Consider the following 11,936-nt stretch of genomic DNA (forward strand, 5'->3'; position numbering starts at 1 on the left):
CTCGTGGCAAAACCAGTCGTACGGATCCCGGACGCGAAGGTCGCCCTGTCCACGGCCTCGGTCTACCCGGAGTCCACGGCGACGGCCTTCGAGATCGCCGCACGCCTCGGCTACGACGGCGTCGAGGTCATGGTCTGGAACGACCCGGTCAGCCAGGACATCGACGCCCTGCGCAGGCTCAGCGACCACCACGGCGTCCCGATCCTCGCCGTGCACGCCCCCTGTCTGCTCATCACCCAGCGCGTGTGGTCCACCGACCCCTGGACCAAGCTCCAGCGGGCCCGCACCGCGGCGGAGAAGCTCGGCGCGAGCACCGTCGTCGTGCACCCGCCCTTCCGCTGGCAGCGCTCCTACGCCCGTGACTTCGTCACCGGCATCTGGCGGATGGCGGACGAGACGGACATACGTTTCGCGGTCGAGAACATGTACCCCTGGCGCTACCGCGACCGCGAGATGCTCGCCTACGCCCCCGACTGGGACGTCACCAAGGACGACTACCGGCACTTCACGATCGACCTCAGCCACACCGCGACCGCCCGCACCGACGCGCTGCAGATGATCGACCGCATGGGCGACCGGCTCGGCCACATCCACCTCGCCGACGGCCGTGGCTCCGCCAAGGACGAGCACCTGGTGCCCGGCCGCGGCACCCAGCCCTGCGCCGAGGTCCTGGAACGCCTCGCCGCGACCGGCTTCGACGGCCATGTCGTGATCGAGGTCAACACCCGCCGCGCCATGTCCGGCGCGGAGCGCGAGGCCGACCTCGCCGAGGCGCTCGCCTTCACCCGGCTGCACCTGGCGTCCGCGGCGAAGGCGCCCCGGCGATGACCGAGGCGGCCCCCCGCAGGCGCGGCCGCCCGCCGCGCACCGAGTCCGCGGACACCCGCGACCGCATCCTCGGCGCGGCCCGGGCGGAGTTCTCCGAACGGGGCTACGAGAAGACGTCCGTCCGCGGCATCGCCCAGGCCGCCGGAGTCGACTCCGCGCTGGTCCACCACTACTTCGGCACCAAGGAGCAGGTGTTCGAGGCGGCGATCGAGGTCGCCTTCGCGCCCGCCCTGAACGCCCCAGAGGCGATCGCCGACGGCCCCCTGGACGGCGTGGGGGAGCGGCTGACCCGGTTCGTGTTCGGCATCTGGGAGAACCCCACCACCCGGACGCCGCTGCTCGCGATCGTGCGGTCCGCCGTGAACAACGACACCGCGGCCGCCGTCTTCCGCCGCCTCGTCGCCTCCCAGTTGCTGCGCCGGATCGCCGTGCAGCTGGACCTGCCGGACGCCGAGCTGCGCGCGGAGCTGGCGGCGGCGCAGCTGGTCGGAACGGCGATGCTGCGCTACGTGATCAAGGTCGAGCCGCTGGCCTCCGCGGACGCCGAGCAGATCATCCGGCGGGTGGCGCCCGTGGTGCAGGGGCATCTGACCGGCGGCTGAGCCGCCCCCCGCTGAGACCGTTGTCCCGTATTCCGGACACTTCGTCCCGACCCCTGGAAGACCGGCGTACGCTCGATGACAGCCCTATCTCTCCGAAGGAGCGAGCGACGATGCCCGAGCTGAGGTCCCGCACAGTCACCCACGGCCGCAACATGGCGGGCGCCCGCGCCCTTATGCGCGCCTCCGGTGTACCCGGTGCGGACATCGGCCGGAAGCCGATCATCGCCGTGGCGAACTCCTTCACCGAGTTCGTGCCGGGCCACACCCACCTCCAGCCGGTCGGCCGGATCGTCAGCGAGGCGATCAAGGAGGCCGGCGGCATCCCGCGCGAGTTCAACACGATCGCCGTCGACGACGGCATCGCCATGGGCCACGGCGGCATGCTGTACTCCCTGCCCTCCCGCGACCTGATCGCCGACTCGGTGGAGTACATGGTCGAGGCGCACTGCGCCGACGCCCTGGTCTGCATCTCCAACTGCGACAAGATCACCCCGGGCATGCTGATGGCGGCCCTGCGCCTGAACATCCCGGCGGTGTTCGTCTCCGGCGGCCCCATGGAGGCCGGCCGCGCCACCCTCGTCGACGGCACGGTCCGCACGCTCGACCTGGTCGACGCGATCTCCGACGCCGTGAACGACAAGATCTCCGACGAGGACATCCTCCGCATCGAGGAGAACGCCTGTCCGACGTGCGGCTCCTGTTCCGGCATGTTCACCGCCAACTCGATGAACTGCCTGACCGAGGCCATCGGTCTCTCCCTGCCCGGCAACGGCTCGGTGCTCGCCACCCACACCGCCCGCAAGCAGCTCTACGTCGACGCCGCCCGCACGGTCATGGACCTCGTCCACCGCTACTACGAGCAGGACGACGACTCCGTCCTCCCGCTGAACATCGCCACCGTCGCGGCCTTCGAGAACGCCATGGCCCTCGACATCGCCATGGGCGGCTCCACCAACACGATCCTGCACCTGCTGGCCGCCGCCCAGGAGGCGGGCGTCCCCTTCGGCCTGGAGGAGATCGACGCCGTCTCGCGCCGCGTGCCGTGCCTGGCGAAGGTCGCCCCGAACGTCGCCAAGGACCGTACGTACTACATGGAGGACGTCCACCGCGCCGGCGGCATCCCCGCCCTGCTGGGCGAGCTGCACCGCGGCGGCCTGCTGAACGAGGACGTCCACTCCGTGCACAGCCCGTCCCTGGCCGACTGGCTCAAGACATGGGACGTCCGCGGCGGCTCCCCGTCCCCCGAGGCCGAGGAACTGTGGCACGCGGCCCCCGGCTGTGTGCGCTCCGCCGAGGCCTTCTCCCAGTCCGAGCGCTGGGAGGCCCTCGACACGGACGCCGAGAACGGCTGCATCCGCTCCGTCGAGCACGCCTACTCCAAGGACGGCGGACTCGCGGTCCTCAAGGGCAACCTCGCCGTCGACGGCTGCGTCGTGAAGACGGCCGGCGTCGACGAGTCCATCTGGACCTTCGAGGGCCCCGCGGTCGTCTGCGAGTCCCAGGAGGAAGCCGTCGAGAAGATCCTCAACAAGCAGGTGACCGACGGTGACGTCGTCGTCATCCGCTACGAGGGCCCCAAGGGCGGCCCCGGCATGCAGGAGATGCTCTACCCCACCTCCTTCCTCAAGGGCCGCGGCCTCGGCAAGACCTGCGCCCTGATCACCGACGGCCGCTTCTCCGGCGGCACCTCGGGCCTCTCCATCGGCCACGCCTCCCCCGAGGCGGCCTCCGGCGGCACCATCGCCCTCGTCGAGGACGGCGACCGCATCCGCATCGACATCCCCAACCGCACGATCGAGCTGCTGGTCGACGAGGCCGAACTGACCCGCCGCGAGCAGGCCCTGGGCGGCGTCTACGCCCCCAAGTCCCGCGACCGCAAGGTCTCCGCCGCACTGCGCGCCTACGCCGCGATGGCCACCAGCGCCGACAAGGGCGCGGTCCGCGACGTGACCAAGCTGGGCTGACCCACCACCCGCCCGGGCCGCTTCCCCCACCGGGGAGGCGGCCCTTGCCGTGTCACCAGGCCGCGGGATCGCGGGCCGGCACGGAGAAGACGGTGCCGTCGGGGGCGGAGGCGTAGACGCGGGCGTCCTTGAGGACGGGTTCGGGCAGCTCACCCGGCACCCTGTCGGAGGCGGCGCTGGGACGCGGGGGCGTCTGGCCGAGAAGGTGCCCGTCGCGCGCGTCCACGGCGAGGAGCCGCCCGTCGGGGGCGGTGAAGTAGACGTGCCGGCCGTCGGCCACCGGGCCGGAGCCGCGGCTGAGGGACGTCTCGACGGACCAGGCCCGTGCGCCCGTCGACAGGTCGACGGCATCCAACGCCCCTCCGGCGGACAGGACGTAGACGGCGTCGCCGTGCACCCCGGCCCGCGCCACCATGCGCGGCACGGGCAGCTCCACCCGGCGCTCCGCCCCGGTCCGCGGCGTGTAGCGGACGACGGCGCTCGTGTCCCCCGACAGCCGGTCCACGGCGAGGAAGAAGACCGCGCCGCCCTCGGAGCCGACCGGCTTCAACGTCCCCCGCAGCCGGGCTTCCCAGGTCACCGCACCCGTCTGCGGGGACACGGCGGTGACGGTGGTGAACCCGTCGTCGGAGGTGCTGGTCGCATACGCCAGGGCGTCACCGGCGAACGACGTGAAGAACGGGGAACCCCGGCCCTGGAGCGTGCGGCTCCACCGGGTCTCGCCCGAGGCGCTGTCCACACCGGTGACCGTCCCGTCGGCCCCGGTGAACAACAGCATGCCCCCGGCCGACTCCATGCCCTCGTGGGCGGGCATCGCACGACGCCAACGCGCCGTGCCCGAGGAAGGGTCGAGCCCCTCCAGGACGTCACTCTCCTCGGCCATGGGCTGCACGAGCCCACCGGACAGAAGCGGTGGCGCACTGCGCCGGGAACGGGGGCCCGCATGGCGCCACAGCAAGGTGCCGTCGGACGGGTCCAGAGCGAAGACCGCGTCCTGCTGCCCGCACAGCAGCACACCATCGCCGTACGAACACTGGGGCGCGGTGGCGGTCCCCGCCACGGCCTTCGCCTCCCAGGCGAGGATCTCCGCCGACGCCTTGTCCGTACGGCCGCCGGGACCCGGTCCGTCGTCCGCCGCCCGCTGCACGGCCACGACGGCACCCGCCACCACGAGCCCCAGCGCGACGGCGCCGACGGCCATCCGCCGGGTCCAGCGCCTGCGAGCCGGGCGGTCCGGTGCGGCGGGACGTGGCTCGGGCCGGGGCTCCCCGCCCGTCCGCTGGGTGGGGATGAACGCCTGGGTGTCGTAGGAGGCGGCAAGCGCCCGCAGCTCCCGCATGAGCTCGTCCGGACTGGGGCGGTCCTCCGGTTCCTTCGCCAGGCACCGCGCCACCAGTGGCACCAGACCGCTCGGCACACCCGCCAGATCCGGCTCGTCATGCACGACCTGGTACGCCACGACGTACGGGCTGTCGGAGTCGAACGGCCCGCGCCCGGTCGCCGCGTGCACCATCACCGACCCCAGCGCGAAGATGTCCGCGGCCGGCCCGACCTCCCGGGGCCGCCGGAACTGCTCCGGCGCCATGAACGGCGGCGTACCGATCAACTTCCCCGTCTCGGTCCGCAGTTCGCTGTCCTTTGGCCGAGAAATGCCGAAGTCGATGACCTTGGGCCCGTCCTCGGCCAGCAGGACATTGCTCGGCTTGAGGTCCCGGTGTACGACGCCCACACGGTGGATGTCCCGCAGCGCCTCGGCGAGCCCGGCCATGAGCCGCCGCAACTGCTCAGCGCTCATGGGCCCGTTCCGCTTCACCTGATCCGAAAGCGTCGGCCCAGGGATGAACAGGGTCGCCATCCACGGCCGTCCGGCCTCCGGATCGGCGTCCACCACGGGCGCGGTGAAGGCACCGCTCACCCGCCGGGCCGCCGCCACCTCCTGCCGGAAACGCCCCCTGAACTCGGGATCCCTCGCGAACTCGGCATGCACCACCTTCACGGCGAGCTTCATCCCCGAGGTGCTGCGCGCCAGATGCACGACGCCCATGCCGCCGGAGCCGAGACATGACTCCAGCATGTAGTGCCCGGCGTATTCGGGAAGTTCCGCTTCCGCCCCCACCCCGGTGCTGCTCTGCGGCGCCATGGACCACCCCCGTGCTGTTCGTCCGCGCGCGCGACGCACGGAGCCTAGTCGATGACTCGTACGAGACGGAGGCGGCTTGCTAGCCTCCGCGTACGAGTTCTGCACGCCTGATCAGTGGCGTGATCAGAAGGCTCAACAAGCCCCAGCGCCGACCGTGGGGCCCAACGGGGGAGGTTCTCCATGTCAGTCGAGCACGCAGCGGAAGCCGAAGGTGCGAACGAGGAAGTGTCCGCCACCGCTTCGACCATGCTGCGCTACTACTCGGTCGCCCCGGGCGTCCGCCTGAACGTCCGCAGCGGCCCCGGCACGGGCTACCGCATCGTCCGGGTCCTCCCCGAGGGCTCCAAGGTCGCGATCTTCTGCCAGACCCCCGGCACATGGGTGTCGGGCCCGTACGGCACGTCGAACATCTGGGACAACATCGACGACGGCGAGTACGTCTCCGACGCCTACGTGAACACCGGCACGGACGGCTACGTCGCCTCCCGCTGCATCTGACCCCCGGGTCACGGATCGGAGCCCGCCCCTACCGCCCGCGTGATCGACTCCCGCCCGCATAATCGACCCGTGAGCGACGAACAGCACGGAGACCCCGGCGGCAACGGCATCCAGGAGCAGGCGGCGGGCTCCCGGCCGGGGACCCCCGCGCCCGAGCCCCTCCGGTTCTTCGGCACGAGCTGGGTGGAGCACGACAACGGCTACCCCCTCCGCCGCGTCGCCGTGTCCGCCGGCTCGCTCGCTCTCGCCGCGGGCTCCTGCCTGGTCCTGCGGTTCGCCTACGAGGGCCTCCAGATCGCGGACATCGGCACGTTCGTCACCCTCCTGGTCACCGTGATGTTCGCCGCGTGCAGCGCGCTCGCCTTCGGCCACACCTGGGACAGCTTCCGCAAGCGCCCCGACCCCGCCCGCCAGGCATCCCTGCGCGGCCTGCTCACCATCGGCTTCGTCGGCTCCCTGCTGGCCTACTTCGTCCGCTCGCTCACCGAGGCCCCGGGCGAGAGACTGCACCGCCAGGAGTACGAGACGGCCCTGCGCGACCACCACAAGCGCGCCGCCCGCCGGACCGGCAACCCGTCGAGAAGACGCCGCCGCCCCTGAGCCCGGTAATCCCCACGCGTCAGGGCGCCGTCCTGGGCACGATGACCTCATGACGGCTCCCACCCACTCCACCCGAGCCCACTCCTTCAACGCGGCCGCGGCCCAGTACGCCGCCAACCGGCCGTCCTACCCGCCCGCACTCCTCGACACGGTCGAGGAACTCGCCGGCCGCCCCCTGCACGGCGCCCGCGTCGCCGACGTAGGCGCCGGCACGGGCATAGCGACCGGGCTGCTGCGCGCCCGAGGCGCCGAGGTCGTCGCCGTGGAACCCGGCTCCGGCATGGCGGCGGAGTTCCGCCGCACCCACCCGGACGTGCCCCTCGTCAGAGGCGACGGCAACCACCTCCCCCTCGCCTCCGCCTCCGTCGACCTCCTCACCTACGCCCAGTCCTGGCACTGGACCGACCCCGCCCGCTCCATCCCGGAGGCACTGCGCGTACTGCGCCCCGGCGGCGCCATCGCGCTCTGGTGGAACATGAGCCCCGCGGACGTCCCCTGGATCGCCGAGCAGGGCGCCCGCCAGGCCGCCCACTTCGGCATCGACATCGAGGCGGACAAGAAGCTCGGCGTACACGCCGACGCCGCCGACCCCGAAGGCCGCCTCGGCCTCAGCCCCCGCACCCTGCGCTGGAGCCGCCGCGTCCCCCTCGACACCCACCTGGCGAACCTCGGCAGCCACTCGATGTTCCTCGTGGACACCGAGGAACGCCGCACCGCCTACTTCGCCGAGGAACGCGAGCACCTGCTGAACGTCTTCCCCGACGGGATCGTCGAGGAGACCTACGACGTCGACCTGCTGGTCGCCCGTACCGGGATCTGAGCCCGCGCGGCGGCCCACCCGTCCAGGGCCGCCGCGCCCGCGTGGCCCCCATGCCCCGCCCCGCCCAGCCCCAGCCGCACCTCACGGCCGAGCGGCAGCGCGCCCGCCGAGGCCCTCGCCGCCTCACTTCACCGGCATGAGCGGTAGGTCCACGCCCGCGCGCACCGAGCGCGGCCGACGCCCGCCACCGGGATCACCCCCCGGCCGGCCCCGCTCGGCCGGCGCCCCGGCTCGCCCCGCCCTGAGATCCCCCCCCCGCGTCCATGCCGCCCCGCGCCCCCCGCTTGACGCGTCCGGGGCGCGCGAGGATTATTCATCATATGGTGAATTACAGGCCCGAGCCCCCGGGCCAAGACCCCCAACCCCCTGCCCAGGACGCCGAGACCCCCGCCATCCGCGCCACCGGCCTCACCGTCGTCCGCGGCCCCCGCACCGTCCTGCACGACCTCCACTTCACCGTCCCGCGCGGTCAGATCACCGGACTCCTCGGCCCCTCCGGCTGCGGCAAGTCCACCCTCATGCGCGCCGTCGTCGGCACCCAGGCCAAGGTCACCGGCACCCTCGACATCCTCGGCCGCCCCGCCGGCCACCCCCGCCTGCGCACCCGCATCGGCTACGTCACCCAGGCGCCCTCCGTCTACGACGACCTGACCGTCCGGCAGAACCTCGACTACTTCGCCGCGATCCTCAACCCCGGCCACGCGGCCGCCGCACAACGGGACACCGACGTCACCCGCGCCATCGCCGACGTCGACCTCACCGGCCACGCCGACACCCTCGCCGGCAACCTCTCCGGCGGCCAGCGCAGCCGGGTCTCCCTGGCCGTCGCCCTCCTCGGCGCCCCCGAGCTCCTCGTCCTCGACGAACCCACCGTCGGACTCGACCCCGTCCTGCGGCGCGACCTGTGGAACCTCTTCCACGGCATCGCCACCCGCCGCGGCGCCACCCTCCTCGTCTCCTCCCACGTCATGGACGAGGCCGAACGCTGCCACCGCCTGCTCCTCATGCGCGACGGCCGCATCCTCGCCGACGACACCCCCGACGCCCTGCGCAGCCGCACCGGCGCCGACACCGTCGAGGACGCCTTCCTCCACCTCGTGGACCGGGCGACCGCGTCCCCGCACCCGAGCCCGAACCCGAAAGAGACCGCCCGATGAGCACGACGAACAGGACGAGCACAACTAAACCGCCCGCCCCCACCGGCGCACTCAACCCCGCCCGCACCCTCGCCACCGCCGGCCGTGTACTGCGCCAGCTCCGCCACGACCCCCGCACCATCGCGATGATGGTCCTCATCCCCTGCGTGATGCTCTTCCTGCTGCGCTACGTCTTCGACGGCAGCCCGCGCGTCTTCGACAACATCGGCGCCTCACTCCTCGGCATCTTCCCGCTGATCACCATGTTCCTGGTGACCTCCATAGCCACCCTGCGGGAACGCACCTCCGGCACCCTCGAACGCCTCCTCGCCATGCCCCTCGGCAAGGCCGACCTCATCGCCGGCTACGCCCTCGCCTTCGGCGCCCTGGCGATCGTCCAGTCCGCCCTCGCCACCGGCCTCGCCCTGTGGGCCCTCGGCCTCGACGTCACCGGCTCCCCCTGGCTCCTCCTGCTCGTCGCGCTGCTCGACGCGCTCCTCGGCACCGCCCTCGGCCTGTTCGTCTCCGCCTTCGCCGCCTCCGAGTTCCAGGCCGTCCAGTTCATGCCGGCCGTGATCTTCCCCCAGCTCCTCCTCTGCGGCCTGTTCACCCCGCGCGACGAGATGCACCCCGCCCTGGAAGCCCTCTCCGACGTCATGCCCATGTCCTACGCCGTCGACGGCATGAACGAGGTCCTCCACCACACCGACATGACCGCCGGCTTCGTCCGCGACGCCCTCGTCGTCGCCGGCTGCGCCCTGCTCGTCCTGACCCTCGGCGCGGCCACCCTCAGGCGCCGTACCGCATGACCCCGGGCCCGCCCGTCCCGCCCACCGGACAAGGCCACCGCAGAGCCCACCCCGGTGCGAGGATGAACCCGGACGACGCACACCCGGAGGGCACCTGAGCATGACCCAGAAAGTCGCAGTCCTCGGCACCGGCAAGATCGGCGAAGCCCTGCTCAGCGGAATGATCCGCGCCGGCTGGTCCCCCGCCGACCTCCTGGTCACCGCCCGCCGCCCCGAACGGGCCGAAGAACTCCGCACACGCTACGGAGTCACCCCGGTCGGCAACACCGAGGCCGCCAAGACCGCCGACACCCTCATCCTCACGGTCAAACCGCAGGACATGGGCACCCTCCTCGACGAGCTCGCCCCGCACATCCCCGCCGACCGCCTGGTCATCAGCGGCGCCGCGGGCATCCCCACCTCCTTCTTCGAGGAGCGCCTCGCCGCCGGCACCCCGGTCGTCCGCGTCATGACGAACACCCCCGCCCTCGTCGACGAGGCCATGTCCGTCATCTCCGCCGGCAGCCACGCCACCGCCGAGCACCTCGCCCACGCCGAGGAGATCTTCGGCGCCGTCGGCAAGACCCTGCGCGTGCCCGAGTCCCAGCAGGACGCCTGCACCGCCCTCTCCGGCTCCGGCCCGGCGTACTTCTTCTACCTGGTCGAGGCCATGACCGACGCCGGCATCCTGCTCGGCCTGCCCCGCGACAAGGCTCACGACCTCATCGTCCAGTCCGCCATCGGCGCCGCGACGATGCTCCGGGACAGCGGCGAACACCCCGTGAAGCTCCGCGAGAACGTGACGTCCCCGGCCGGCACCACCATCAACGCCATCCGCGAACTCGAGAACCACGGCGTACGGGCCGCCCTCATCGCCGCCCTGGAAGCCGCCCGCGACCGCAGCCGCGAGCTGGCCTCCGGCAACAGCTGACCCGCACGCCGAGGCCGCTCACCTCACCGCGCCCACCACGGACCCGGTGCGGGCGGGCAGCAACCCGATCGCCCGGTAGGCGGCATCCACCGTCGGCCGGGCCATCGCCCGCGCCTTCTCCGCACCCCGCCGCAGCACCTCCTCCACGTACGCGGGATCCGCGCACAGCTCCTTGTGCCTGGCCCGCAGGGGCCTGAGGACCTCGACCACGGCCTCCGCGGTGTCCTTCTTCAAGGCGCCGTACGACTCGTACACACCGCTCAGCGCCGCCGGGCTCCCGCCCGTGCACGCGGCCAGGATCTCCAGCAGGTTCGACACCCCCGGCCGCCCCGCGCGGTCGTACACGACGTCCCGCCCGCTGTCGGTCACGGCCCGCATGACCTTCTTGCGCACCACATCGGGCTCGTCGAGCAGATAGACGATCCCCGGCCCCACGTCGTCGCTCTTCCCCATCTTCGACGCCGGCTCCTGCAGGTTCATCACCCGCGCCGCCACCGCCGGGACCGTCGCCCGCGGCACCACGAACGTGTGCCCGTACCGCTGGTTGAACCGCACCGCCAGATCCCGCGTCAGCTCGACGTGCTGCGCCTGGTCGTCCCCGACCGGCACCTCGTCCGCCCCGTAGGCGAGGATGTCCGCCGCCATCAGCACGGGATACGTCAGCAGCGACAGCCGCACACTCCCGCCCCGCTGCCGCTCCCGCGCGGCCTTCTCCTTGTACTGGATCATCCGCCGCATCTCCCCGTCGGTGGCCACGCACTCCAGTACGTACGACAGCCGCGCGTGCTCATCGACATGGCTCTGCACGAATACGGTGCACAGCTCCGGGTCCAGCCCCGAGGCGAGCAGCAGCGTGGCCGCCTGCCGGCTCAGCCGGCGCACCCGCGCGGGGTCGTGGTTCACGGTCAGCGCATGCAGGTCGACGACGCAGAACAGCGCGTCCGACCGATGCTGGTCCACCTCGGCCCACTGCCGCATGGCCCCCAGATAGTTCCCCAGCGTCAGATGCCCGGTCGGCTTGACCCCGCTGAAGACCCGCTTCATCTCCTACCTCCTGGTCGAGACCGCCGCACCCGCCGGCCGGCCCCTCAGGAGGGAGGAACAAGAACGGCCGCCGAGGCGGCGGCCGATGCTGCGTACGTGAGTCCGGCCGCCGTCAGGCGGCCCACCACTGCTGGTTGCACGTACGCGTAGTCATGACGCCACAGTACGCCTCCGCGATGCCGTCCGGGGCGAGGTTGACACGACCTCCCTCGCTCCGTACTGTTCTCCGAGTTGTCCGACGTGAGCGCCGACCAAGGTCGGTCCCCGGACAGCCATTCCGCAAGTACCAACCACTCTCGACATGCAGTCGGCCTGCCCTGCTGCCGTCGCGTCATTGGCATGCGTATTTGCGAAATGAGGAATCCGCGTTCGAAAGAGCGCAGGCCCCCGATTAGCTCGGGAGCCGGGAATCCGCTAAAGTCTCACTCGTCGGAACGGCCCAGCGGCCGGGAAGGCAAACCCTCCTGACAGGGAGTCAGCGCCGAAAGGATCTGATAGAGTCAGAACCGCCGGAAAGGGAAACGCGGAAGCGGGAACCTGGAAAGCACCGAGGAAATCGGATCGAGAAAAGATCTGATAGAGTCG

The 11,936-nt window shown here is 71.9% G+C and carries 11 protein-coding genes; 9 read left to right on the forward strand and 2 right to left on the reverse strand.

Annotation, left to right across the window (positions count from 1 at the left end; genetic code table 11):
• Nucleotides 1-3: 3 nt before the first annotated feature.
• From ACIGXJ_RS12600 to ilvD, 3 genes are all read left to right on the forward strand, one after another.
• A complete protein-coding gene (locus ACIGXJ_RS12600; protein ID WP_399643628.1) occupies nucleotides 4-828 on the forward strand; it encodes a sugar phosphate isomerase/epimerase family protein in 825 nt (274 codons plus the stop codon).
• On the forward strand, nucleotides 825-1,430 hold the full coding sequence (locus ACIGXJ_RS12605; RefSeq protein ID WP_399643630.1) for a TetR family transcriptional regulator: 606 nt from the start codon (nucleotides 825-827) through the stop codon (nucleotides 1,428-1,430). The genes ACIGXJ_RS12600 and ACIGXJ_RS12605 overlap by 4 nt, the downstream gene beginning before the upstream one ends.
• A 110-nt stretch (nucleotides 1,431-1,540) precedes the next feature.
• Nucleotides 1,541-3,394, forward strand: a complete 1,854-nt coding sequence (gene ilvD / locus ACIGXJ_RS12610) for a dihydroxy-acid dehydratase (protein WP_399643633.1) — start codon at nucleotides 1,541-1,543, stop codon at nucleotides 3,392-3,394.
• Nucleotides 3,395-3,446: 52 nt separating this feature from the next.
• On the opposite strand, the gene ACIGXJ_RS12615 is transcribed toward ilvD, so the two are convergent.
• The gene (locus ACIGXJ_RS12615; protein ID WP_399643635.1) at nucleotides 3,447-5,534 is read right to left on the reverse strand and encodes a PQQ-binding-like beta-propeller repeat protein; all 2,088 of its coding nucleotides are present in this window, start codon (nucleotides 5,532-5,534) and stop codon (nucleotides 3,447-3,449) included.
• 180 nt (nucleotides 5,535-5,714) lie between these two features.
• Here ACIGXJ_RS12615 and ACIGXJ_RS12620 point away from each other — a divergent pair, with 180 nt between their 5' ends.
• The 6 genes from ACIGXJ_RS12620 to proC all read left to right on the forward strand — a co-directional run bounded on the left by ACIGXJ_RS12620 (nucleotide 5,715) and on the right by proC (nucleotide 10,307).
• The gene (locus tag ACIGXJ_RS12620) at nucleotides 5,715-6,032 is read left to right on the forward strand and encodes an SH3 domain-containing protein (RefSeq protein WP_399643637.1); all 318 of its coding nucleotides are present in this window, start codon (nucleotides 5,715-5,717) and stop codon (nucleotides 6,030-6,032) included.
• A 69-nt stretch (nucleotides 6,033-6,101) separates the two neighbouring features.
• Nucleotides 6,102-6,632 carry an EamA/RhaT family transporter gene (locus ACIGXJ_RS12625; RefSeq protein ID WP_399643639.1) on the forward strand — a complete coding sequence of 177 codons (531 nt, stop codon included), beginning with the start codon at nucleotides 6,102-6,104 and terminating at the stop codon, nucleotides 6,630-6,632.
• A gap of 49 nt (nucleotides 6,633-6,681) precedes the next feature.
• Nucleotides 6,682-7,452, forward strand: a complete 771-nt coding sequence (locus ACIGXJ_RS12630; RefSeq protein WP_399643642.1) for a class I SAM-dependent methyltransferase — start codon at nucleotides 6,682-6,684, stop codon at nucleotides 7,450-7,452.
• A 320-nt stretch (nucleotides 7,453-7,772) separates the two neighbouring features.
• Nucleotides 7,773-8,609 carry an ABC transporter ATP-binding protein gene (locus tag ACIGXJ_RS12635; protein ID WP_399643643.1) on the forward strand — a complete coding sequence of 279 codons (837 nt, stop codon included), beginning with the start codon at nucleotides 7,773-7,775 and terminating at the stop codon, nucleotides 8,607-8,609.
• Entirely contained in the window at nucleotides 8,606-9,397 is a 792-nt protein-coding gene (locus tag ACIGXJ_RS12640) for an ABC transporter permease (RefSeq protein ID WP_399643645.1), read from the forward strand. Before ACIGXJ_RS12635 ends, ACIGXJ_RS12640 begins: the two co-directional genes overlap by 4 nt.
• A 100-nt stretch (nucleotides 9,398-9,497) precedes the next feature.
• Entirely contained in the window at nucleotides 9,498-10,307 is an 810-nt protein-coding gene (proC, locus tag ACIGXJ_RS12645) for a pyrroline-5-carboxylate reductase (protein ID WP_399643648.1), read from the forward strand.
• Between the two features lie 18 nt (nucleotides 10,308-10,325).
• Here proC and trpS read toward each other — a convergent pair whose 3' ends face one another.
• Nucleotides 10,326-11,351, reverse strand: a complete 1,026-nt coding sequence (gene trpS / locus ACIGXJ_RS12650) for a tryptophan--tRNA ligase (RefSeq protein WP_399643650.1) — start codon at nucleotides 11,349-11,351, stop codon at nucleotides 10,326-10,328.
• Nucleotides 11,352-11,936 lie beyond the last annotated feature (585 nt).

Origin of the sequence: Streptomyces sp. NPDC053367 (assembly GCF_044545925.1) — a bacterium.
GTDB lineage: Bacteria > Actinomycetota > Actinomycetes > Streptomycetales > Streptomycetaceae > Streptomyces.